The organism is Acidipropionibacterium jensenii, from assembly GCF_005890135.1.
In the GTDB taxonomy this organism is placed as follows: domain Bacteria; phylum Actinomycetota; class Actinomycetes; order Propionibacteriales; family Propionibacteriaceae; genus Acidipropionibacterium; species Acidipropionibacterium jensenii.
On sequence record NZ_CP040635.1, the window covers coordinates 963,079 to 986,602 of the forward strand.

Sequence of the window (23,524 nt, forward strand, 5' to 3'; positions counted from 1 at the left end):
CGGGCGAACCCTCTCACGCGCGAACCCCTACCATCTGCTCCATGACCACTCCCGGAGAACGTCTGCACCGAGCCCTCGGCAGCGGTGTCATGGAAGTGAGTCTTGCCACTGTCCTTCTTGCCATCGATGCGTTGCCCTTTCATCCCGGCCGCGACGCCACACTCGCACTTCTCATGGGCGCCATCGCCTGTGGAGGTGCCGCGCTGACCGCCTGGCACCCTCGCATTGGTGCAGTGATCAGCTGCATCGGGTTCGGTGGCCTGGCGCTGCTGCCCGACAGCATGGTCGGCACCACCCTGTACGCCCCGATGATCGTCATTCTCTCGTGCGCCTGGCACGGGGAGTTCCGGACCGCAGGATTCACATCGCTGTGGGGATTTCTCGTCTCCCTGTGGCTGACTCTCCGCCGAACGACGAGTGTGGCCCAGGATGCCCAGGCGATTGCCCTGTGGTGCGGCTTCTACACGCTTCCATGGGTGATCGGACTGGCCCTGCGCCGAGTGGAGCTCACCGAGAGCCGTCGATTCACGGTCAGGGCCGAGGCGCAGCGCCGGGAGATCGCCGCCGAACTGCATGACAACGTCACCCATGAGCTGGCGCTCATCACCATGGCCGCTGAGGCCGCCCGCATCGATCCGGGGACCGACCGTGATGCGGCCCTGGTCGAGATCGCCGCTCGAAGCAGGCGCAGTTCGGCCTATGTGACGCAGCTGGTCACACTGCTGCGGCTGGGGCGCACCTCATCCCCGGTCACCTTCTCCGCAGAACTCCAGCGCGGTCATGACATCTTGTCCGGTGCCGGATTCACCCTGGACATCTATACCGACTGCGATATTGATGCCCTCACCCCGGTGATATCGAATGCACTGGGCCGCATCACCCATGAGGCGTTCAGCAATATCCTCCGGCACGGCAATCCGAGTGAACCGTGCGAGGTGAGTGTGCGGGCCTCTGGATCCCGGCTCGCAGTCTCCTTCACGAACGCGACAAAGGCTGCGTACCGCGCAGACGACCTGGGCATCATCGGCATGCGGGAACGGGCCGAGGGGATCGACGGCACCCTCAAGACCTGCCTGATCGACGGATACTGGTCGGTGACGGTGTCAGTTCCCGTCTCCATGACCGACGGACAGTTCTCCTGAGTACGCGGCCAGCCCCGCCCGCCCCCTCACCCCGGCTCGCCTGCACAATGCCGAGACCGTCTGCTTGACCCATGACGCTGACATGTTGAGCTCGGCGGCGATCTGGGAGTTCGTCGCGCCCCGGCCGACGAGCCGGACGACCTCGCGTTCCCGCGGGTCGCTGACCCAGTCGCCAGACCCAGCCCCGCCATGGGCCGGCTGCCGGATGAACTCGGGGGCGAGCAATGAGATCCCGGAGGCCACCAGGCGAATCGCCGCCACCAGATTCTCGGGGCTGATGTCCTTGGTCAGTGCACCGAGCACGGTCTTGCGCAGATCGCCACGGACCGGTACCTCATCAGGATACGACGTGAGATACAGAACCTTGCAGCCGATCCCCGACGCTGCCAGCTCTGCGGCCACCGAGGGGCCCGTGATGCCCGGCATCCGGACATCCAGCAGCAGGACCTCGATGTCGTCGCGGCAGACACCGGCGATGGCATCGGCACCAGAAGCGTAGGCCGCGCACAGCGGCAGGTCCGGCGCAGTGGAGAGATAGATCCCCAGCTGACGACGCACGACAGCACTGTCATCACAGACCCCGACCCTTGTTCCCCCAACTCCCATAGCCGGATCGTAACCCTCGAGGGAGACCACCGGTCGGCGAGGGGCCGGAGCATCAAGAAATGCCCGATCGGGCAGAGTTCGCTTGAAACCCTTGCGCGGGCACCTGACCCTCCAGCATCATCGGATCCAAGCTCGAGCTTCGAACCCCTACCAGAGAGCATGTACTCATTTCAAGATCTCATCAAGGATTGATTGGATAATGTCGACCTTCATGCCGAGATGCGGCTCATCACAATCCACGGTGTAGTGGGGGTGTGATGAGCCCGAGATGCGGCACGGGCTGGGTAGCTTTTGCCGCCTGATTGACAGGATCAACGCTCATGTGTGCTCCAGTCTCGGGACCCGCAGCATCGGCATGTGTTGTCACCATGGGACTCCTCGGCGCAATGCCGAAATTCAATGATGCGTGTTAACTGCTGCGGTGAGAGGAAGGTGAATGACCGTGAAAGTGATTGTGAATCCGCATTCTTGGTTCAAACGATTTCTCATGAACTTTTCCTTGGCATACTCCGCCTCTCTTGTAGTAATGCTCATCACGTGGATAGTTGGCCATTGGGATACGTTCATGGCATTGGTGGGTTCACTTTCATTCAGTGTGCTGTTCGGTATCGTCAGAGGCTCGATATCTGTACCCGGAAGGAGATTCATGTCATCCCCCATTCACGACAATTGACAGTCACTTGAAATTTCAGGGGTATGACACACGGGAGGTATGACACACGAATGGAATCTATGGCGCTGGCAGTTGACGACCTGACCGTGCGGTACCGGAGGCGGACCGCTGTCGACGCGGTGTCATGGCGGCTGGGCGAGGGCTTCCACGCGTTGTTGGGCCCCAACGGCGCGGGGAAGTCCTCGCTGCTGCGCGCGATCGCCACCCTCCAGCCGACGGTTTCGGGAACCGTTGAGCTGGACGGACGCAGCGGAACCGAGATCCGAGCCCATCTTGGCTACTGCCCCCAGGAGAACCTCGGCAGGTCCCGATTCACCGTTCGCGAGCACCTGGCCTACATGTGCTGGCTGCACCGTATCCCCGACTCCCGGGTCCCGTCCGAGGTGGACCGGGTCATTGAGCTGGTGGATCTGGCCGAGCGTGCCGACGACCGGATCTCCGCCCTGTCCGGAGGGATGCGCCGGCGGGTCGGCATCGGTTCGGCGCTGGTGGGCCGGCCCTCACTGGTGATCCTCGACGAACCCTCGGCAGGGCTGGACGTCGCCCAACGGGAGGCGCTGTCCTCGGTCCTGCAACGCGTCTCGGCCGAGGCGATCACCATCGTGTCGACCCACATCGTCGAGGACGTCCTGGACCACGCCGACACCCTGACCGTGATGAACCAGGCCCGATTCGCCCACAGCGGGGCCTTCGACGAGTTCGCCGGATCCCGCGATCTGGAGGCCGTGAGATCGCGCTACCTGGAGACGGTGACACCGTGAGGCACACGGGAGTCATGCTGTGGGCCCGTCACCACCGGGTGGGACCATCGGTCGCAGTGGCCGTGATCGCCTCGGCGGTCGTGCGCGGACTGGTGCTCCTCATCACCTCCGACGGAAGCGGGATCGAGGTGGCCCCACTGTGGATCGCCACCGTCTGTGCCGTCCCGTTGCTGTTCATGTTCACCACCGAGACCGACACCGACCGCACCGCCCCACGATCCCTGGCGGCCCGCCGGGGGGCCCTGCTGGGGATCGCTGTCCTCACGAGCGGGGTCATCTCGCTGGCAGCCTTCCCCACCACCATCGGCGAATGGGGACTCATCGCCACCTGGCGCGACGCCGTCGCCCTGCTCGGGCTGGGCCTGCTGAGCCTGGCCGTCCTGCCGCCGGCCGCCATCTGGGTGGCCCCGCTGGTCGCGGCACTGGCGTCGATGATGTTCAGCTGGCCGCTGCACCCGGGACTGTCCCTGGGACTGTGGGGAGCGCTGCGCGCCCCGGCCGACCTGCTGCTGGACCCGGGCGTGCCCAATCTGAGTATTCCGCTGTGCCTGCTGATCGGGGCGGCCGGAGTCGTCGTCCTCGTCAACGGCCTGACATGGTCCCCACGCCCAACCGCCCCCGTTGGGCGACCACACAACCGCAGCGTGACGCCCCACCGCTCCAGTGCCCGGGCCGGCATCAGGAGAGCCTCCCTGGCCGTGCCGATGGCCTGCCTGGTCGCCGTCGTCTCGGCCTGGCCGTGGGTGACGTCGCTGTCGTGGTGGGGCGGCAGCCCCAGGCTGCTGCTGGCCGGCGAGATCCCCGCCTCGTTCCTCGCCATACCCTGCGCGGTACTGGCCGGCGTGGTGACCGGCCAGTACCGGTGGCGCAGCGGAGTCGCGGTCTGGCAGAAGCTGTCGGGCCGCCCGGCCTGGACACTGCTGGGACGGGCCTGCGGTGCCGCAGCCCTCACCGCCGTCATCGCGGTGGGCACCCCCGCACTGGTGATGGCACTGATGGCCACCTGGGACCTGGCCTCCCACGACGTCGGGGCGAGCGTCGTCGCCACCGAGTTCCTCGCCGGATGGCCACCCACCCTCGTCGTACTGGCCGAGGTGGCCGCCGCTGCGGTGCTCGGCGTCTGCGCGGGCTGGTGGAACGGTCGGATCTGGCTGGCCCCGGCATGCCTGATCCTGGCCCTCGCGGCGATGATCGCCACGCCGCGGCCACCCGCTCAGGACGTCGACCAGCTGTGGGCCGACCGGTACGGGTACACCACCTGCGCCACTGTGGCCGGCCACGACGTCACGGTCTGCGCGCCGGCCCCCGACAAGGGATACCTGCCCGCCGCCGTCACCACCGTCTCGCAGATCTACGACCAGTCCGCCCACCCCGAGGCACTACCCCGGCTGATACACCTGACGACCACAGGCACCATGGGCGGCGGCATGCACCCCATGGGCCTGGAGCACCCGCCGGACCTCGGGGCCGCTCCGGGACGCGGTCTCACCCCGCCCACAGCTCTGGGGTCGGCGGCAGGCGACTCGCTCTCCTACTCCACCCAGGCCTGGTGCGCCGGCACCGATCTGGCGGACCTGCAGAAGCTCTTCGGCGTCGAGCAGTACGTCCAGACGCCGACCATGGGCAAGACCCTGGCAGCGCTGCAGAAGTGCCGCGGCTGAGCTCGCTCCACGCCTCATTCTCGGAGGCGATGCCGCTGGGATGCCACACGTCACGAGCCAACGCCCACGCGACCGCTACTTCGAGGAACGGCACCCCGGCCACCAGGGATGCCTGCTGCACCACCCACCACCGCGACGACTCACCAGGGGGACGGCTGCGACGAGCAGCAGACCGGTGGCCAGGACCGCTGCCCGGGAGGGTGTCAGTCGCTTCATGTCAGCTCCATCGTCGTAAGTCGCGCCGCGCGTCGGCATGATACGTGACTTTAGGCCAGACTTTCGGTCGGTGGCGTTCGAGCAGGCCACCGCCCCATACGATCGGTGGCATGGCCTCACATCCGGATAGTCTGCGTCGCTTCCTCAGCGGAGGATCGGTCGAGGTCGGTCTGGCGGGCCTGCTGTTCGTCATGGAGCTCATCGGTCGCCGCCCCGACGACCCGGCGTCCGCGCTGCCACTGGCCTTCCTCACCTGTGCCGGCGCCGGCCTGGCCGCCTGGCACGCCCGAATCGGCGCGGCGATCAGCTGCCTGGGATTCACCGCCGCCGCCATCGTCGTCCCCACTGTCGTGACCGGCTCGATCTACGCGCCTCTGGTCGTCATCCTGGCCTGCGCGTGGCGCGACGACCTGTGGGCCGGAGCGCTGGCGTCGGTCTGGGGATACGCGCTGTCGATCTGGCTGTCCTTCCGCAACACCACCACAACAGCGGAGGATGCCCAGGCTCTGCTGCTGTGGCTGGGGTTCTACATCCTGCCCTGGATCCTCGGCCTGGCACTGCGACGCGTTCAGCGCACCGAGCGCCAACGACTGACGGCCCAGTCCGAGGCTCAGCGCCGCGACACCGCCGCCGAGCTCCACGACAACGTCACCCACGATCTGGCGCAGATCATTGCGCGGGCGCAGGCTGCCCGCCTCGGCCCTGAGGCCGACCGGGACGTCGCACTGGCCGATATCGTCGCCCGCGGTCGCCGGGCCTCGGCCTATCTCACGAATCTCATGAGAGTGATGAGGGTGGGGACGCCGTCACCCAGCGTCTCGCTCGCCGAGGAGCTCCAGACCGGTGAGAGGACCCTCGCCGCCGCTGGTTTCGACATGCAGATCTACACCGACTGCGACGTCGACGCGATAGCCCCCGAGGTCTCCGATGTCCTGGGCCGGATCGCGCGCGAGGCATTCCACAACATCGTCCACCACGGGGATCCCACCGAGTCGTGCGAGGCGACCGTCCGAGCGGACAAGGGCAGAATCGCCGTGTCCTTCACCAATGCGACCAGCACGCCCTACGGTGGCGACGGCCTGGGGATCATCGGCATGCGGGAACGCGCCGAGCTCATCGGAGGGACACTTCGCACCCGACTCTCCGACGGGTTCTGGTCGCTCAAGCTGTCGGTCCCGATCACAGCAGACTCCGCCGAGATCCCAGTCCCCTGACAGGACCCGTCCCCACCCCCACCGCCCCAGACCACGGATGCAGGGAAATGGCACGGATGCAGTGGAGCTCCACTGCATCCGTGCCATTTCCCTGCATCCGTGCCGAAAGACCGGCCGGACCACCAAAGACCACAGACCAGACCGTGTCGGACGGACAGGCCCGACCGGACGGCTGGTCTGACGGACACGACCAAGAGGACAGGCCCGGCCGGACGGCTGGTCCGACGGACCAGACCAAGCACTGGCCCCGCCGGACCCAGGGCGACCAGAGCCGACCTCAGCCCAGCCAGCCGAACCAGCCGACCCGCGGACTCACTTCAGCAGATTGTCCGACAGTCCCAGGGCATGGTGCAGCAGCCACACCGGGTGCACGATCTTGACCCCCGAGGACTTGGCGATCTGCCAGCGGCAGGTCTCGGTGTCGCAGACACCGACGCCCTCGTTGTAGTTCTGCATGTGCTCGAAGACGCCCTTGCCGATCTTCTGGGCGGTGTCGTAGCGCTCGGCCTTCAGTCCGTAGGTGCCGGCGATTCCGCAGCACGGCTCGTTGGACTCGATCACCTTGACCCCGGGGATCAGCTCCATCAGCTGAACGGCCGGGAAGCCCATTCCCTGGCTCTTCACCTGGCAGGGCTGGTGGTACGGCACCGTGAGATCGATCTCCTTGAACTCCGAGGCGTCCAGGCGACCGGCCCGATACTCCTCCATGAGGAACTCGCAGAAGTCGCGCGAGCGCACCGACACATTGGCCAGCCGCGGGTCGTCGACCCCGATGACCTCGTGGGCCTCGTGCTTGACCATCCCGATGCACGAACCCGAGGAGGACACCACCGGGAGCTCGTTGCCGAACTTCAGGAGGTTGTCGCACAGGTTGAGGATGTCCTTGGTGGCTCCCTTGAACAGCCCGTTGGACTGCTTGGCCAGCCCGCAGCAGGACTGCTTCGGGACGAAGACCTCGTAGCCCAGGTGCTCCAGCACCTCGATGGACTTCTTGGAGGTCTCGGTCTCGAAGTACCCGCCGGCGCAGCCCTGGAAGAAGACCACCGGCCCCTTGGTGGGGGTGATGTCAGGCTTCTTGCGGTGCTTGAGCCACTTGGCGAGGGTCTCGGTGTGGGCGGTCGGCATCGGGGCGTCGCGATGGATCTTGATGACCTTCTCGACCACGATCCGCAGCGGACGCAGCCCCAGGGCCCAGTTCGCCACCGGAGCCATCGGGGACAGCAGCATCCCCTCCATGTTGGTCTCGGGGATGATCCGGTCCCGCAGCGGGAAGCCGTTCTGCTCCTTCATCTTGGTCGCCGCCTGCTCATTGAGCTCGGCGATCTTGACCCCCTGCGGGCAGTTCAGCGTGCAGATGCCGCAGAAGTCGCACCACTCCAGGGAGTGGTCCACCGACGCACCGTCGCGGTACCGCTCGGCCTGCGGGCCGTTGTACTTCGGGCCGGTGAACAGCGGGTTGGCCTTGGCGACCGGGCACACCGTCTCGCAGATGGTGCACTTGACGCAGTTGTCGAGGGAGGCGCGGGCCACCTCATGGCCGGCGAATGTCTCCTCAATGACTCCCATTTCAGTTCCTTTCCGCAGTCGGGGACGCCGCGCTCGCGGCAACGACCGGCAGTGAGGCGAGGATGGCGTCGGTGGCCTTGACGGCCGAACCCAGCGCGATGCCCTCGCCGCTCTTCTCCTGCCAACGGGTGGCTCCGGCGATCACGCCACCAGCGGCGTAGACGTTGTCGTAGACCGGCTTGCCGTCGGCCACGACCTTCATCGAGTCGTCCACGGCGACGCCGACCTTGAACAGCGGCTGGGCCACTCCCCAGTACTTGTCGGTGACCAGATGGTCCTCGTCGACCCCCTCGGGGAGGGTCAGCGGCAGCCCCAGGACGGTGTCCAGGACGTGTCCGTGGGAGTCCAGCTTCAGCGCGCCGGACTCGAAGCCGCCGGCGGCCAGCACGAAGGCGTCGGCCGCGATCTCACGACGGTGACCCGCCGTGGAGGCGGTCACCGAGGCCAGCCGGCCGTCCGGACCGGCGGTGAAACCAGTCACCTTGGTGCCCAGGATGAACTCCACCCGGGCATCCTTGACGGCCTTGACCAGAGCCTCGTTGAGCCTCATGCCCGGCACGCACGGCGGCAGGGCGGGGATCTCGAAGACCGGGGCGCCGATGATCTGGGAGATCTCGGCGAAGGCGGCCTTGTGGTCCTCCTCGCCAAGGATGGCGGGAAGGCCGACGGTCTCCCCCTCGTTGACGAATCCCTTGATTCCCTCGGCGAAGGTGCGTCGGGTCTTCGGGTCGTCCAGGGCCCGGGCGAAGGTGAGCCCGGTCGCGTCGTACTCGTTCTGGCGGGGCTCGAAATCGGTCATCACCGCGCGGGCCGACACCTTGCCGCCGTCCGGCAGCGTGGTGCGCTCCAGGTTCTGGGCGATGAGCATCGGGTGGAAGTCCTTGAGCTGGGCCACCCCGATGATGACGAGCTTGAGCCCGTCGTGCAGTTCCCCGGCGGTCATCGTCGGCGTCACCAGAGCGGTGGGCCGCACGGCGCCGACGGCGGTGGGCAGGTTGACGTTGCGCTCGGGATCGCCGACCAGCAGGTCCTCACCGGCGGCCTCGCGCAGGAAGTCGACGCCGGCGCGGACGGCGTCGACCCCGATCCGTGCGTAGGGGTGCTCGGGGTTGGCGGCGGCGAAGGCCTCGATGGCGTCCAACGGACGCTCGACCCGCTCGGGGGCGTAGCCCAGGATGTCGATCGACCCCTGGCCGAGCTGGATGCCGCCCAGCCCCTTGGTGATCTGGGTGACGCGGGCGCCGGCCCGGCGCAGCCGCAGGGCTGCGGTGAGCCCGGCGATGCCGGCACCGATGACGACGACGTGCGGCTGGGCGCCGGCCCAGCTGGCGGTGGTGGTAATGGCTGTGGCGGTCACAGTTCAACCTCGCTCTCGGGGACGGGAAGATGCTCGACGTCGAAGGTGCCCTGGAAGATCCAGTCGTCGAGAGCGGTCTGTCGGACCTGCTCGCCGTAGAGGATGGGCCACAGGCCGATCCACCGGTTCTTGAGGAACAGGCGCAGCAGGCCGGTGGCCCGCTCGACGTCGACAGCGCCCTCCTCAAGGGCGACGCCGGTGGCGCGCATCGAGCAGAAGCCGCCCTGGCAGGGGCCCATGCCCAGGCGCAGCTGGCGGCGCAGGTCGTCGAAGGTGGAGTCGGGCTGCTCGGCGAGCAGGTCGGTGAGCATCTTGCGGCTCATCAGCTCGCACTCGCAGATGATCTGGTCGTCGATCGCGGCGCGCGAGGGCGTCTTGTTCGGCGTGGTCTCCAGATGCTTGGCCCGGGCCACCTCGTTGTCGTGGAGGCGGTGCGTGATGACGTAGGTGTGGCCCTCGGTGGATCCCGGCACGGCCTCCTTGTCGGTGGTGCAGGGGCGGTCGTCGCCGAGCTGCTCGCACATCACGTCGACGACGTTCTTGGCCATCAGGCGGTAGGTGGTGAGCTTGCCGCCGATGATCGAGACGATGCCGTTGACGCCGTCGCGGGTGCCGTGGTCGAGGATGCTCATGCCGCGGGACATGTGCCGGGTGTCGGTGGCGGCGACCCGCTTGTCCTTGAACAGCGGGCGGGCGCCGGCCCAGGCGTGCACGGCTCGGGAGTCGCGGAATCCGGGGATGAGGGCCTCGCCGGAGTCCAGCATCTGCTGGACCTCGTTGCGGGGGACCGCCAGGCGCTGCGGATCGTCGGCCTTGACGTCGGTGGTGCCGATGATGGAGACCGTGTGCACGGGCACCAGGATGTCGCCGTCGGCGGGGTAGATGCAGCGGTTGACGACGGTGTTCACCAGGCGGTGGTTCATCGCGATCATGATGCCGCGACCGGGCACCACCTCGACGTCGTGACAGCCGACCAGGTCGGCGATCCGGCCGGCCCAGGGGCCTGCGGTGTTGATGACGAAGCGGGTCGAGATCCTGACCTGCTCATCCTTCTTGAGGTCGTGGGCGACGACCGCGGTCACCTGGTCGCCCTCGCGGATGATCTCGGTGACCTCGGTGTAGGTGAGCACCTGGGCTCCGTGGTCCTCGGCGGAGTGAGCGGCGCCCCAGACCATCTGCCAGCCGTCGACCGTTCCGTCCTGGACGGCGAAGGCGCGCTTGAGTCCGGGGTTGAGGCGGGGCTCGCGGCGCAGTGCCTCGGCGACGCTGATCTCGGTCCACGGGACCTTGGCCTTGGTGGCCCCCTCGGTCCACTGGTCGGAGAACTCCATCGGGTCGTCGGGGGTGACGACGAACAGGCCGCCGGTCTTCTCGACGGCGTCCGCGTGGATCCGGGTGACGATCTCGTTCTCCTCGGCGCACTCGGTGGCCGACTCGGGATCCGATACGACATAGCGTCCGCCGGAGTGGAGCAGGCCGTGATAGCGGCCGGTGGTGCCCTGGCCGAGGTCGGCCTTGTCCAGCAGGACGGCGGAGTACCCGCGCATCGCGACGTCCCGCACGACGCCCGCACCGGTGGCACCGCCACCGATGACGACGACGTCAGCGTCCATGGTCCTCATGTTTGAAGCTCCTTCCGAAGCGCCGGGACGAACTCTCCGAGCTACCTGCCCTGCGCCGTTGCCAAAGTCCACTACAGAGAGTAGTGAATCCTCCGGCGAATCTTCGATCTTGCCTGCCGATGTGCAGGGATCAGTACCCACATAGCACGGACGTGCATTGAGTGCCACATCCGTGCATGTTTACGGCCGTCCTGGTCGTGGGAGCCTTTATTTACGGCACTTCCTCGTGCTGTAAATACGGCCGTTCCGGGTTTACTCCGGGATGGAGAACTCAGTTGACCGGGGTCTCGGCGGGCCGGCCGGCCAGCACCTCGAGGATGTTGCGCGCCGCCAGGGCGCTCATCACCCCGCGGGTCTGCCGGGTGGCCGAGCCGATGTGCGGCAGAGCCACCACATTGTCCATCTCGAGAAGGGCCGGGGTGATCGTGGGCTCGTGCTCGTAGACGTCCAGCCCGGCGCCGGCGATCTGGCCGGTCTGCAGGGCGTGGGCCAGGGCCGCCTCGTCGACACAGCCGCCGCGGGCGGTGTTGATGAGGAAGGCGCTGTCCTTCATCGTCGCCAGCGCATCGGCGTCGATGAGGTGGGCCGTCCGGGGGGTGAGCGGGCAGTGCAGGGAGACCACGTCGGAGACCGCCAGCAGCTCCTGGAGATCGACCCGGCGGGTCGCCGCGGTGTGCGGGTTGACGGCGTCGATGGCCGAGACGTCGTGGTCGTGGCGGGCGTCGTAGACGACGTCCATCCCGAAGGCGGCCCCGCGCCGGGCCATCGCCTCGCCGATCTGGCCGAGACCAACGATGCCGAGGGTGGCGCCCTGGAGACCGGCCCCCAGCATGAAGGTGTGGTCGTATCGCCAGGGAGTTCCCGCCCTCACCAGCCGCTCGGCCTCGCCGAGCCGTCGGGTGACCATGAGCATCAGCCCGAAGGCGAGATCGGCGGTGGCCTCATGGAGGACCCCCGGAGTGGTCGTCACGACGATCCCGCGGGCGGTGGCGGCGTCCAGATCGATGTTGTTGAACCCAGCGGCGCACTGCCCGATGACCTTCAGCCGGTCGGCGCGGGCGAGCATCTCGGCGTCCAGCGGGTCCGACAGGGAGGTCAGCAGGGCGTCGGCGTCACCGATGAGGGACTCCAACTCCGCACGGTCCATGAAGTGGTCCCCGCCCACCACATCGTGGTCGCTGAGCCGATCGAGAGCTTCGGGCATCTGAGGAGCAGTGACAATGATCCTGGCCATAGGGCCACACTATCGCCGCTCCCGGGGCCGGTTCAGGCGTGGTCGACGGTCTGCTGATCGGCCGGATCGGTGGAGTCGTCGGGGCTCGACGGCGTCTCGGAGGGACGGAACGGGTCCTCGCCGAGCCGACGGGTCCGGGCGATGCCGATCAGGAAGAGCACCAGAGTCAGCCCGAAGGTGGCCAGGATCTGGGCCCGGACACCGGGGTCGGTCATCCCCAGACCGATGATCCCGATCAGCACCGCCAGGGTGAGCCAGGACAGGTAGGGGTAGCCCCACATCTTGAAGGGGAGCTTCTCACCGGTCCGCTCGGCGCGACGTCTCAGGATGATCTGCGAGGCGATGGTGAACAGGTAGGTGACGATGATCGTGGAGCCCACGATGTTGAGCAGCACGTCGAGCACCTTGGCGCCCCAGATGTAGGTGAGGACGACGCACACGTAGCCGAAGGCGACACTCGACAGCACGGCGGCGACCGGGACGTTGCGGCGTCCCTTGCGCATCATGAACTGCGGAGCCATCCCGCGCTGGGCCAGCGAGCCGAGCATCCGCGAGTCGCCGTACAGATTGGCGTTGAGGGAGCTGAGGATGGCCAGCACGATGATGAGGGTCAGCACGGCGTCGGCGCCGGGGATCCGGGCCAGCGACAGCACCGCGACGAAGGGGGAGCTGGCGAGCTTGGGATCGTCCCAGGGCAGGGCGAAGACCATGATGGCCACCGACCCCATGTAGAAGACCAGGATCCGCCAGATGATGGTGTTGATGGCCTTGCCGATGTGCTTGCGGGGGTTCTCGGTCTCGGCGGCGGCGACCGCGACGATCTCGATGCCGCCGAAGGCGAAGATGACGATGAGCAGGCCGGTGGCCACTCCGGGCCAGCCGTTGGGCATGAACCCGCCGTGGTGCAGGAAGTTCGACAGGCCGGGGGCCGGGGTGGGCAGCACCCCGCACAGCAGCAGGACGCCGACCACCAGAAAGCCGACCACCGCGGCGACCTTGATGAGGGCGAACCAGAACTCGAACTCGCCGAACTTGTCGACCCCCAGCAGGTTGATGACGGTGAGCACCACCATGAAGACGAGGGTGAGCAGCCAGTCGGGGGCGATCGGCCAGGCAGCCAGGAAGATCTGTGCGGCGGCGGTGCCCTCGGCGGCCACCACGACGGCCAGCTCGACCCACCAGACCCAGCCCATCGCGAATCCGGCGGCCGGTCCCATGGCGCGGGAGGTGTAGACGGAGAAGGCTCCGGAGTCGGGGTGGGCGGCGACCATCTCGCCGAGCATCCGCATGATGGCGATGACCACCAGGCCGGCGACCACGTAGGCGACCAGCACCGACGGTCCGGCGGCGGCGATGCCCTTGCCGGAACCCAGGAAGAGGCCGGTGCCGATGGCGCTGCCGAGGCTCATCATCACCAGATGACGGCCCTTCATCCTGGGTGCGGGAGCGGTCCCCCGTTGACCCCCGGATGCCTGCGAGTGGCTGGAACTGCTCGACACGTGAGCTCCTTTGGCACGACGAATTTCCAACCACTGAGCCTATTCCGCCGGACGCTGTGGTCCTCGGTCGACTCAGAGCGTGGGACGCCGGGGACGTGGGAGTCCGCACTTCCTGGTCGCCGCGACGGGACGCCGCGCGCGTCAGCAGCCCTGCAGCGTGTCGCGACGTGCCCCCGACCACAGGCACCGGACACGGGGACTGGTCTCAGCCGTTCCCTCGCTTCTCGCGTCGCACATCCGAGGGCGTCGGGCCGAGGCGCCGAGCTGTCAGGACTCCAGGGCCTCCCGCTCCTTGACCAGACTGTCCCGGATGTGGTTGAGAATCTGCTCCAACTCGTCGAGATGATCCATGTCCAGGCCTCCGAAGACCACCCGGCGGACCAGACCAGCATGGCCGGGAGCGGCCGCGACGACGGCGTCCCACCCCTTGTCGGAGAGCCGGACGAGCTGCCCGCGGCCGTCGGTGCAGCAGGACTCGCGGCGGACCTGGCCGCGCTTCTCCATCCGGGTGAGCTGGTGGGACAGCCGCGAGCGCTCCCAGTGCATGGCGTCGGCCAGTGCCACCACGCGCATGGCGTGGCCCTCGGTCTCCGAGAGGCAGACCAGCACCTCGAAGTCCTGGAGGGACAGATCGGTGTCGCGGGCGAGTTGGCGGTTCAGCAGGACCGGGAGTCCATTGGTGACGTCGAGCCAGAGTCTCCACACGCGCTGCTGATGGTCGTCGAGCCACGGGGTGTCCTCAGTCATGTCGCTCATCCTCCCCCGGGGAGGGGCAGCGGAATAATTCCCGGTCTCACTGGTTGACATGTCACACAGTGTGCGTCACTATTGGTGACGCGTCAACCACTCCATCTCATGTGTTCCACTCAGGGAGACTTGCAATGACCAACCTCAGCGACCTCAACGGCACCTACGTCCTCGACCCCGCCCACACCCGCCTCGGCTTCGTGACCCGTCACGCCATGGTGACCAAGGTGCGCGGCTCCTTCACCGACTTCGAGGGCACCGCCTCCGGCAACGGTTCGGATCCCTCGTCGGCGAAGGTCACGGTCAGCATTGCGACCGACTCCTTCACCACCGGTGTCGCCGACCGCGACGCCCACATCAAGTCCGGCGACTTCCTGGAGACCGACAAGTTCCCCAAGATCACCTTCGCCTCCACCTCGGCGGCCGTGAAGGGCGACGACCTGGAGCTCACCGGTGACCTCACGATCAAGGGCATCACCAAGCCGGTCACCATCCCCTTCGAGTTCGACGGCGAGGCCAAGGACCCCTTCGGCAACATCCGCGTCGGCTTCGAGGGCAAGGTCAAGATCTCCCGCAAGGACTTCGGGATCACCTGGAACGCCGCCCTGGAGACCGGCGGTGTGCTGGTCAGCGACGACGTCACCCTGGAGCTCGAGGTCAGCGCGATCAAGCAGGCCTGAGGTCTTCCTCTTCCTCCTGTTCGGCTGAGTGGCCCGCCCGGCTTCGACTGGGGCCTGCCCGGCTCCAGCTGAGTGGCCGACTGGGGCCAAACTGGGCCCCGCCCGACTTCAGCTGGGTGGCGACCGCCCCTCCCGGCGTCAGTTGGGTCACTGGCAAAGGTTCCGCGGGCACCTCAGCAGACTCCACGGAGCCGCCGCCCGCGTTCGGCCGGGTGAGGACCAGAACTGGCCGTGCACCGGTCACGCCGGCCCGTTCGGCGACGCCCGGCCGGCGCCCCCATCCACGGATGCAGGGAAAGCCGTCGACCACCGTCACAGTCGGCGGAACATGACGCCCCCTCCCCACGGATGCAGGGAAAAGGCCTCATCCATGACATGTCCTCTCAGAATGGGGCGCCCCTCCCCACGGATGCAGGGAAAAGGCACGGATGCAGTGGAGCTCCACTGCATCCGTGCCTTTTGCCTGCATCCGTCCTTCTTCCTGCACCTGTCCCGGCAGTTTCCCTGCATCTGTGCTGCTTGTCCGCACCGACCACGGCAGTTTCCCTGCATCTGTGCCGCTCCCCCTGCGCCTACCCCGACAGCTTCCCTGCATTCGTGCTGTTTCGCTGCACCTGTCCCAACCCACCAGAGCGTCCGCACCTCTCCCCTGCATCCGTGCCGTTCCCCTGCGTCTACCCCGGCAGTTTCCCTGCACCCGTCCCAGCCATTTTCCTGCATCCGTGCCGACGAGCCCTCTCCAGCACGGTTCTGGGCAACATGACATGGAAGAAGTGAACATTTCACTCGCCAAAGTGCAGATCTCGACGCTGCCGTCGCTCCGCACCTCGTTCAGCGAGTGAAATGTTCACCTCATCGGATGCTCAGGGAATTACCAAGCCTGCTGCCGCTCGCGCTCACGTGCGATTCCCGGCTCTTCACGAACGAGGGTGTAGCGCGGGTCTGAATCCGCCGGCTTCGAGCAGCGACCGAGCGATGTAGTGGCTGAGGTTGCGGAAGCCGAGGGCCGTGCCGCGGAGGTGTTCGAGTCGGCCGTTGATCGCTTCGGTGGGGCCGTTGCTGGTGCCGGGGCGGTCGAAGTAGCCGAGCACGTCCGAAGCGCGCTGTGTGAGAGTGCGGGCGAGTTTGCGGATCTCGACGAGCTGCTCCGGGACGCTGGCGCTGATCTTGTCGATCGTGTGCGCGAGGAAGAATCTGCCCAGGCCGCGGTCCTTGTCCCGGTACGCGGTGATCATGTCTTGGTAGATGCCCCACGTCGCTTCGACCTCGACGTGCCTGTCGTCGGCGAACAGGGCATCTAGCCGCGCCTGCTGCTTGTCGGTGAGCAGACCGGCACCGGTCAGCAGGGTCCGTCTGGCCTGGTAGAGCGGATCGCCCTTCATGCCCCGCCGGCCGAAGACGTCGTGTGGACTGAGTGAAGCTTCCCGGACTTCTGAGGAAAGTCATAGTTTCGAGAATCGGGTAGGATCACATCATGTCAGGATCGAAGTACAGTCCGGAGTTCAAGAACCAGGTCGTTCTTGAAGTCGTGGACAAGCATCGCACCATCAAAGCCGTAGCAGAATCATACAATCTTGTCGCTCAGACTGTCGGCGTATGGGTCAAGGAGTATCGCAAGAAGAATCCGGACCCGGAAACCGAGAACCTCACCAGTGCCGAGTCGGCCGAACTCGCACGGTTGAGGAAGGATCTCCGTGAGGCCCGGATGGAGAACGAGTTCCTAAAAAAAGCGGCAGCCTTCTTCGCGAAGGAATCACAGTAGCTGTCCGCTACACGTACATCTTCTCGCAAGAAGGCAACTACCCCGTTCGGCTCATGTGCCGATGCCTCACCGTGTCTCCCTCGGGATATTATGACTGGCGAGCCAGGCCCATTTCTGCGACCGCACGTCGACGCCGTGACCTCGCTTCCAAGATTCGTTTCTATTTTGCTGACTCGGACGGTACCTACGGCTACCGGCGGATCGCCGCAGAGCTCGCCCGGGCCGGTGAGGCGGTGCACCCGGACACGGTCCGCTCCATCATGCGGGCCGAGGGGCTGGTGGCCGCACAGCCCCGCCTGAGGGTCCGCACCACGATCCCGGCCGACGACGCCGACGGGCGCCCAGACCTGGTGGAACGAGACTTCACCGCGGCGCAGCCGGGATACAAATGGGTCGGTGACATCACCTATATTCGCACCCTGGAAGGATTCTGCTATCTGGCGACGGTACTGGACTGCTGCACGAAGAGGGCCGTGGGTTACGCGATCGATGATCACATGAGGACCGGATTGATCTGCAGGGCCATCGACATGGCCGTCAGGAATTGTGAGTATGTGAGAGGGGCGACCATTTTCCATTCGGATCATGGGTCGCAGTACATGTCGAAGGAATTCACCGAGCTGCTCGAGTCCTATGATATCAGACTGTCCGTGGGGAGGACGGGACTGTGCTGGGATAATGCGTGGGCGGAGTCGTTCAATGCGACGTTGAAGAACGAGAGGGTGCACCGGGTGATCTATCGGACCAGGGATGAGGCGGTCCGGGATATTGTGCGGTGGATCGAGCTCAGGTATAATCAGAAACGTCTTCACTCGTCGTTGGGGTATCGGACCCCTAATGAGATTGAGGCGGAGTACAGGGAATCACGTCAGGTGGCCTGAAACCAAGTGTTTGGGCGTGTCCGAGAAACGGCAAGCAGTCCAGACCATGTCCAGCAGCCGTGCCGGGCCGGTCTTGTCGCGCACCGGGGTCAGGTCGATGATCACGGTCACGTACGTGTCGCCGTGGCGGGTGTGTCGCCACACGTGCTCGTCGACGCCGATCGTGGTCACGCCCTCGAACCGCGCCGGGTCATCGATCAGCCGCCGGCGGCCCTCGGCGAGGATCGCGTCGTTCGCGGCGGACCAGGACACCCCCAGCCCTGCCGCGACACGCGTGACCGAGAGATGATCGAGGACCAAGCCCGCCAGCCCCCACGCCAACCCACCGCGGGAGATCTTCGCCCGTACCGGCGCGGCGGCCGTGGTGTCCTGCCGCCAGACCCGCCCACACCCGCAGCATTTGTAGCGCCGGACCCGGATCAGCAGGGTCGTGGGCCGATGCCCGAACGGCTCATGCGCGAGCCGACGGATCACCGTGTCGCGCGGGGCGCCCTCGCATCCACACTCGCGGCACCACCGGTCCGGCTCCACGACACGGCACTCGATCACCGCCCGATCCGGGTCCAGACGCTGCCCGACAGCCTCCAGGCCGAGCTCGTCGAGACCGCAGAACGTGGTCAGGCAAGGTGTAGTGAAAGTAGCGTGGGGCACGTCGAGGTCTTCCGGCAGATGGCGAGTGTGAGAACTTCCATCCCCAGGGAGACCTCGACCCCTACCCGGCCACCGACACGCTCAACCCGCTACACCCTCGTTCGTGAAGAGCCCGATTCCCTCAAGTCCACCTCCTACCACCCACGAATGCAGGAAAGTCGCCACCTCGGGAGGGACACAGCAGGAAGGACACAACAGGGAAGCGCACAACAAGAGGGACACCTGGACACAGCGGCACCACGACACAGCGACGGCGACGGCGAACACTGTCAGACCCTCTCTCTAGAGTGAGCTCTGACCCCATTCAGGAGGCCCGATGATGGTGAAGTTCCTGCACACGTCCGACTGGCAGCTCGGCATGACCCGCCACTACCTGGCGCGCCGTCGCGGCGGAGACGACGACCCACAGGCCCGGTTCACCTCCGACCGGATCGACGCCGTGCGCCGGATCGGCGACCTGGCCCGGACCCAGGGCTGCGCCTTCGTGGTGGTCGCCGGCGACGTCTTCGAGACCCAGAACGTCTCCCGGCAGGTGATCACCCGGACCTGCCGGGCGATGGCCTCGATCGCCCTGCCGGTCTACCTGCTGCCGGGCAACCACGACTCCCTGGAACCCGGCTGCGTCTGGGACCGGCCAGACTTCACCCAGGCCTGCCCCGACAACGTCACGGTGCTGCGCGACTCCACACCCATCGACGCCGCCGACGGGGTCCAGGTGATCGGCGTCCCATTGCTGTCGCGCCATCCCTCCAGCGATCCGGTGGGACCGGTGGTCGCCGGGCTGACCGACGACGGCACCACCCGAGTGCTGGTCGCCCACGGACAGTTGCCCGGGCTGTCAGGCCAGGACGTCGAGGGAGTGCTCATCGACCGGCCAGCCCTGGACGCGGCCATCGCCCGCGGCGCGATCAGCTACGTCGCCCTCGGCGACCGTCACATCCGCTGGCCCGAGAGCCCGGATGCGCCGATCCGCTACTCCGGCACCCAGGAGACGACGCGATTCAGCGATCCCGGCAAGGGCAGCGTCGACGTCATCGAGATCGCCGACGGCCGGGTGAGCGCCACCCCGTTTCCGGTGGGCATCTGGCTGCACGCCAGGGTGAGTCGCCCGATGTCCACCGATGAGGACATCGACGCGCTGGCGTCCGAGCTCGCCGGGTTCGACGACCCGACCCACACCATCATCCGCTACGACCTGCACGGCGGCCTGACCGTCACCCAGAACGCCCGGCTGGAGGCGCTGCTGCAGGATCAGTCGGACAGTTTCGCCAGCCTCGAACCCAGCGAGGACCGCAACGACCTCACCGTCCTGCCCGATGACGACGACCTCGCCGGGATGGACCTGCCGGGCTGGGCAGGCGGCGCCGCCCAGGAGCTCGCCGACCTGGCGGGTCCCGGACGCCATGACGGCGACGTCGCGCCCGCCACCGCGGTCGACGCCCTCGGACTGCTGAGACGTCTGGCCGCCCGATCGGAGGCCGGCCGATGAGACTCCACCGGATCCACGTCGAGAACTTCCGATCCATCCACGAGCGCACCCTCACATTGCCCGACTCCGGCCTGGTGATCGCCGAGGGTCTCAACGAGGTCGGCAAGACCTCCATGATCGAGGCCCTGGACCTCCTGCTGGACCCCAAACTCAAGGCCACCTCCAGGGCCGGCCGAGTGGCCCAGACCCAGCCCTACGGCACCGACCTGCCCGTCGTGGTGGAAGCCGAGATGACCGTCGGCGGGGTGCGGCTGATCCACTCCAAGCAGTTCCTCCACCAGCCCCAGGCCCGCCTGGAGTTCGTCTCGGGACGGCGCGCCGGCGAGGTGCTGACCGGTGAGGAGGCCACCGACGCGATGGCTGAGATCTGGCGGGGCACCGACGACACACTGTGGCAGGCGCTCCGGCTGATGCAGGCCGGCAGCCTGGAGGCCCTGTCCCTGCGATCCTCCACCGCGCTCACCGCCGCCCTCGACCGGGCGGTCCGCGACCAGGGCGGGGAGGGGGACGACGTCGCCGCCCCCGACGGTGCGTCCGGGAACGGCGCCGATCGTGACGGGGCGGGTCTGCTCGCCGCCGTCACGCACGAGTACGAGCAGTACTGGACGCCGACCGGCAAGCCGGGCAAGGTCCTCAAGGAGGCCGCCGCGGAGACCGAGAGGCTGACGGCCGAGCTGCAGCAGGCCACCGCGCGGCTGGCCGAGGTGGACACGGTGGTCTCGGATCTGGAGGAGTCCCAGGAGAATCTCGAGGACCAGCAGAAGTCCCTGGCCGCGCTGAAGGTCTCGGCCGCCCGGGACGCCGCCGCACTGGCGGATCTGGAGGATCTGGAGCACGCGGTCACCGAGGCCACCCGGGCCGAGCAGGACGCCCGGCACCTCCGCGACGCCGCCGTCGACGAGTTGAAGGATCGCCGGGCCGCAGTCGCCGAACTGGCTGACGCCCGGGACGCGGAGGAGGACGCCCGTGCGGCCGCACGCACGGCTCTCGAGGCGGTCGAAGCGGTCGAGTCGCAGTTCACCGAGGCCGACCAGGCGTGGCGGGAGGCCGATTCTGCGCGCAGGAAGGCCAAGGAGGCCTGGGACGCCGCCCGGCGTCGCGCCTCCGAACTGCGCGACCAGGCCCGCCTCGAGCGGCTCAACCAGACGATCACCACCATCACCGCGCTCCAGGCCGAGATCGCCGAGGCCGAGAACCGGATCGACACCAACCCGGCCACCGCCGCCGGCATCAAGGCGGCACGGGCGGCCGAGCAGAAGCTCACCGCGGCCCGGATCCGGCTGGAAACCGCCAGCCCGAGGATGACGCTGAGCCGACTGGCCGAGGACGCCCCGGAACTGCGGGTCGACGGCGAGCCGATCAGCGGTGAAGGCGACGATGAGAGCCGGGTGGTCGACCGGCGGACCGTCGTCGAGGTCGCCGAGGCGTGGCGGATCACAGTCGTCCCCGCCGCAGACGTCGACGACCTGGCCCATCAGGTGGAGGCTGCCGAACGAGATCTGGCCGCGCTGCTGGACCCGATGAGGGTCGCCACGGTCGAGGAGGCCCGCGACCTGCTGAGTCGACGTCGCCGCGAGGAGGATGCGCTGATGGCGCTGCGCCAGCGGGTGGCGAGGGAACTCGAGGACGCCGGGGCCGAGGCCGAGGGGTCGGGTGGCACCGGTTCTGGGGTCGGGGCCGGGAGTTCGGTCGAGGCCGGGAATGGAGCCGAGGCCGGGAGTGGAGCCGGATCGGTGAGTCTGGCCGATCTCATCGCGGTCCGCGACCGGATCACGGCCTCCTCGGCCCTGGTCCGTGAGACCACAACCGAGGTGACCATGACCAACACCGAGACCGACGCGGCGCCCGGCATGACCGACGGATCCGAAGCACTCCAAGGCGCTGACCAAAGCACCGAGACCCCGGAACAGGCCGACCAGAGGGCCGACCTCCTGGAGTCCGCCCACGAGGATGCCGACCTGGCGGAGACCACCGCGCGTTCGGCCCGCGACACTGTCCAGGAGCGCCGCTCGACGGCCAGGGAGGCGGCCTCGGCGGCGTCCTCCACGCTGACCTCCAGTCATGATCAGGTGCACCGGCTCCAGGACCGGTTGGAGACAGCCCGCGAACAGACCAGCGACCAGGCCCTGGAGGATGCGGCACGCGCTGCCGAGGAGCAGCACAAGGACGCCACGAGCAGGGTCGCCGCGGCCTCCCGGGAGCTGGAGTCCCACTCCCCCGACCAGGTGCGGGAGGCGGCGCAGGCCTCCGCACGGCGTCTCGCCCGTGCAGGTGAGCGGCTGGTGGCGAGCCGGGGACGCCATGCCGAGCTCACCGGCCAGCTGAGGGGACTGGACCGGGAGGGGCGTCAGGACCGGTTCGACGAGCTGTCAGGGCTGGCGCACCGCAGCGGGATCGAGTCGGCGGCCCTCACCCGGCGGGCCGATGCCGCGCGGCTGCTGCACGACACCCTCATCCGCCATCGCGACGAGGAGCACCGGCGATACCTCGAGCCGTTCACCCGGGAGGTCGAGAGGCTCGGTCGCGGTGTCTTCGGGCGAGACATGGCCGTGCGGGTCGACGACTCCCTCACGGTCACGAAGCGCCTGCTCAACGGGGCCTGGCTGGACTGGGACCAATTGTCGACCGGGGCGAAGGAGCAGCTCGGCCTGGTGGTGCGTCTGGCGACCGCCCAGCTGGTGGATCCGAAGGACGGCGTCCCGGTGATTCTGGACGACGCGCTGGTCTACTCCGACCGGGTCCGGACCTCCCGGGTCCTCAAGGAGGTGGCCACCGGTTCACGCAACCACCAGGTGATCGTCCTCACCAGCGCCCCGGAACGCTACGACGGACTGGACGCCACCAGAATCCCCTTCCAGTGACCCAGACGTCCTGACCCTGTCCTTTCCCACGGCCCGGCCCTGTCTCGCCCTGCCCTTTTTCCGGCTTTCTTCCAGCTCGTCCGGCCTTTTCCACGATGCTCGCGAAGTTCGACGATGCTCGCGCTATAGCGCGAGCATCGTCGAACTTCGCGAGCATCGTGGAGCATGGTGGTGGTGGGCGTGGGTGGACGGTGGTGCGTGCTCCTGTCGCGTTGCCCCGACCCTTGTCACGACTCTGCCCGGCCGACGTCTGCACCTCGGCGGCGACAGCGCGGCGCCGGACTTCAGCTGGCGAAGTTGTAACGGATGAAGCCGATGCCGTGGGTCTGGTCCAGACTCCGCAATCCGCACGAACGGTAGAAGGCGGCAGTGGCCGGATCATCGTCGGTGATGAGCATCAGCTGCCGGATGACGGCGTAGCGGTCCATCGCGGCCATCAACAGGTGACTTCCCACACCGCATCGGTGAATCGCCGGCGCCACCAAGAGATCCTGGACCAGGGCCACCGAGCAGTTGTCCGAGACCACCCTCACCAGCCCGATGAGCTCGCCGGCTCCTGCCCGGCCCGAGGTCGAACACGTCTGGGAGGGATCCTCGCCCTGTGACGACGCGCCCTTCGCGGATTCTTCATTCTCCTGAAGCTCCTGGGACACCACGGCGGATCGCGCACCGCCTGACCCGGCGTCCACACTGCAATTGTCCGCAGTGGACTCCCCGAGTGAACGGTCGCCGCATGCCCGCGCGGTCATGAACCAGCTCGACCCGGCAAGAATGGCGTTCATCTTCTCCGGATGGTCGGTGTACCCGCTCCATCCGACCGACGCGTACAGCTCTGTCAGCTCACCGACGTCGGGGGCCGCCCCAACCTGATACTCGACATACTCGACCTGGGCCATCCTGTT

General features: G+C 67.4%; 19 protein-coding genes and 2 pseudogenes. 9 read left to right on the forward strand and 12 right to left on the reverse strand.

Annotated features, from left to right (window positions below):
* Positions 1-41: 41 nt before the first annotated feature.
* The gene (locus FEZ32_RS04205) at positions 42-1,142 is read left to right on the forward strand and encodes a sensor histidine kinase (RefSeq protein WP_244937903.1); all 1,101 of its coding nucleotides are present in this window, start codon (positions 42-44) and stop codon (positions 1,140-1,142) included.
* On the opposite strand, the gene FEZ32_RS04210 is transcribed toward FEZ32_RS04205, so the two are convergent.
* Positions 1,104-1,700, reverse strand: coding sequence for a response regulator (locus FEZ32_RS04210; protein ID WP_175415714.1), 597 nt, complete (start codon positions 1,698-1,700; stop codon positions 1,104-1,106). The two genes, FEZ32_RS04205 and FEZ32_RS04210, sit on opposite strands and share 39 nt — an antisense overlap.
* 444 nt (positions 1,701-2,144) lie before the next feature.
* Complete coding sequence (locus tag FEZ32_RS04215; RefSeq protein WP_138680015.1) at positions 2,145-2,396, reverse strand: hypothetical protein; 252 nt, start codon at positions 2,394-2,396, stop codon at positions 2,145-2,147.
* An 84-nt stretch (positions 2,397-2,480) separates the two neighbouring features.
* Here FEZ32_RS04215 and FEZ32_RS04220 point away from each other — a divergent pair, with 84 nt between their 5' ends.
* Positions 2,481-3,182, forward strand: a complete 702-nt coding sequence (locus FEZ32_RS04220) for an ABC transporter ATP-binding protein (RefSeq protein WP_138680016.1) — start codon at positions 2,481-2,483, stop codon at positions 3,180-3,182.
* The gene (locus tag FEZ32_RS04225; protein WP_138680017.1) at positions 3,179-4,843 is read left to right on the forward strand and encodes a hypothetical protein; all 1,665 of its coding nucleotides are present in this window, start codon (positions 3,179-3,181) and stop codon (positions 4,841-4,843) included. Before FEZ32_RS04220 ends, FEZ32_RS04225 begins: the two co-directional genes overlap by 4 nt.
* A 75-nt stretch (positions 4,844-4,918) precedes the next feature.
* Here FEZ32_RS04225 and FEZ32_RS13480 read toward each other — a convergent pair whose 3' ends face one another.
* Positions 4,919-5,059, reverse strand: coding sequence for a hypothetical protein (locus tag FEZ32_RS13480; protein ID WP_154101209.1), 141 nt, complete (start codon positions 5,057-5,059; stop codon positions 4,919-4,921).
* A gap of 110 nt (positions 5,060-5,169) precedes the next feature.
* On the opposite strand from FEZ32_RS13480, the gene FEZ32_RS04230 reads away from it, so the two are divergent.
* Positions 5,170-6,273: a sensor histidine kinase gene (locus tag FEZ32_RS04230; RefSeq protein ID WP_138680018.1), complete on the forward strand. Its 1,104-nt coding sequence runs from the start codon at positions 5,170-5,172 to the stop codon at positions 6,271-6,273.
* 312 nt (positions 6,274-6,585) lie between these two features.
* Here the strand turns inward: FEZ32_RS04230 and FEZ32_RS04235 are convergent, their stop codons facing one another.
* The 6 genes from FEZ32_RS04235 to FEZ32_RS04260 all read right to left on the reverse strand — a co-directional run bounded on the left by FEZ32_RS04235 (position 6,586) and on the right by FEZ32_RS04260 (position 14,298).
* Entirely contained in the window at positions 6,586-7,839 is a 1,254-nt protein-coding gene (locus FEZ32_RS04235; protein WP_028703265.1) for an anaerobic glycerol-3-phosphate dehydrogenase subunit C, read from the reverse strand.
* Position 7,840: 1 nt separating this feature from the next.
* On the reverse strand, positions 7,841-9,196 hold the full coding sequence (gene glpB / locus FEZ32_RS04240) for a glycerol-3-phosphate dehydrogenase subunit GlpB (RefSeq protein ID WP_138680019.1): 1,356 nt from the start codon (positions 9,194-9,196) through the stop codon (positions 7,841-7,843).
* Entirely contained in the window at positions 9,193-10,818 is a 1,626-nt protein-coding gene (gene glpA, locus FEZ32_RS04245; protein WP_097799642.1) for an anaerobic glycerol-3-phosphate dehydrogenase subunit GlpA, read from the reverse strand. Before glpA ends, glpB begins: the two co-directional genes overlap by 4 nt.
* 271 nt (positions 10,819-11,089) lie before the next feature.
* Positions 11,090-12,052, reverse strand: coding sequence for a 2-hydroxyacid dehydrogenase (locus tag FEZ32_RS04250; RefSeq protein WP_138680020.1), 963 nt, complete (start codon positions 12,050-12,052; stop codon positions 11,090-11,092).
* Positions 12,053-12,084: 32 nt separating this feature from the next.
* On the reverse strand, positions 12,085-13,485 hold the full coding sequence (locus FEZ32_RS04255; protein ID WP_244937949.1) for an amino acid permease: 1,401 nt from the start codon (positions 13,483-13,485) through the stop codon (positions 12,085-12,087).
* Positions 13,486-13,818: 333 nt separating this feature from the next.
* A complete protein-coding gene (locus tag FEZ32_RS04260) occupies positions 13,819-14,298 on the reverse strand; it encodes a MarR family winged helix-turn-helix transcriptional regulator (RefSeq protein WP_036981718.1) in 480 nt (159 codons plus the stop codon).
* Between the two features lie 134 nt (positions 14,299-14,432).
* On the opposite strand from FEZ32_RS04260, the gene FEZ32_RS04265 reads away from it, so the two are divergent.
* Positions 14,433-14,978: a YceI family protein gene (locus tag FEZ32_RS04265; RefSeq protein ID WP_138680021.1), complete on the forward strand. Its 546-nt coding sequence runs from the start codon at positions 14,433-14,435 to the stop codon at positions 14,976-14,978.
* A gap of 917 nt (positions 14,979-15,895) precedes the next feature.
* On the opposite strand, the pseudogene FEZ32_RS04270 reads toward FEZ32_RS04265, so the two are convergent.
* Positions 15,896-16,381, reverse strand: a pseudogene (locus FEZ32_RS04270) (transposase); the annotation flags it as partial.
* Between the two features lie 71 nt (positions 16,382-16,452).
* Here FEZ32_RS04270 and FEZ32_RS04275 point away from each other — a divergent pair.
* Entirely contained in the window at positions 16,453-16,740 is a 288-nt protein-coding gene (locus FEZ32_RS04275) for a transposase (protein WP_138679867.1), read from the forward strand.
* 17 nt (positions 16,741-16,757) lie between these two features.
* On the forward strand, positions 16,758-17,621 hold the full coding sequence (locus FEZ32_RS04280; RefSeq protein ID WP_244937950.1) for an IS3 family transposase: 864 nt from the start codon (positions 16,758-16,760) through the stop codon (positions 17,619-17,621).
* Between the two features lie 42 nt (positions 17,622-17,663).
* Here the strand turns inward: FEZ32_RS04280 and FEZ32_RS04285 are convergent.
* Positions 17,664-18,272 (reverse strand): annotated as a pseudogene (locus tag FEZ32_RS04285) (ISL3-like element ISPfr1 family transposase); the annotation flags it as partial.
* Between the two features lie 319 nt (positions 18,273-18,591).
* Between FEZ32_RS04285 and FEZ32_RS04290 the strand changes: the two are divergent.
* Positions 18,592-19,761, forward strand: coding sequence for a metallophosphoesterase family protein (locus tag FEZ32_RS04290; protein ID WP_138680843.1), 1,170 nt, complete (start codon positions 18,592-18,594; stop codon positions 19,759-19,761).
* The gene (locus FEZ32_RS04295) at positions 19,758-22,622 is read left to right on the forward strand and encodes an ATP-binding protein (protein ID WP_138680023.1); all 2,865 of its coding nucleotides are present in this window, start codon (positions 19,758-19,760) and stop codon (positions 22,620-22,622) included. The genes FEZ32_RS04290 and FEZ32_RS04295 overlap by 4 nt, the downstream gene beginning before the upstream one ends.
* Before the next feature lie 284 nt (positions 22,623-22,906).
* Here FEZ32_RS04295 and FEZ32_RS04300 read toward each other — a convergent pair whose 3' ends face one another.
* Complete coding sequence (locus tag FEZ32_RS04300) at positions 22,907-23,518, reverse strand: GNAT family N-acetyltransferase (protein WP_244937905.1); 612 nt, start codon at positions 23,516-23,518, stop codon at positions 22,907-22,909.
* Positions 23,519-23,524: the final 6 nt, after the last annotated feature.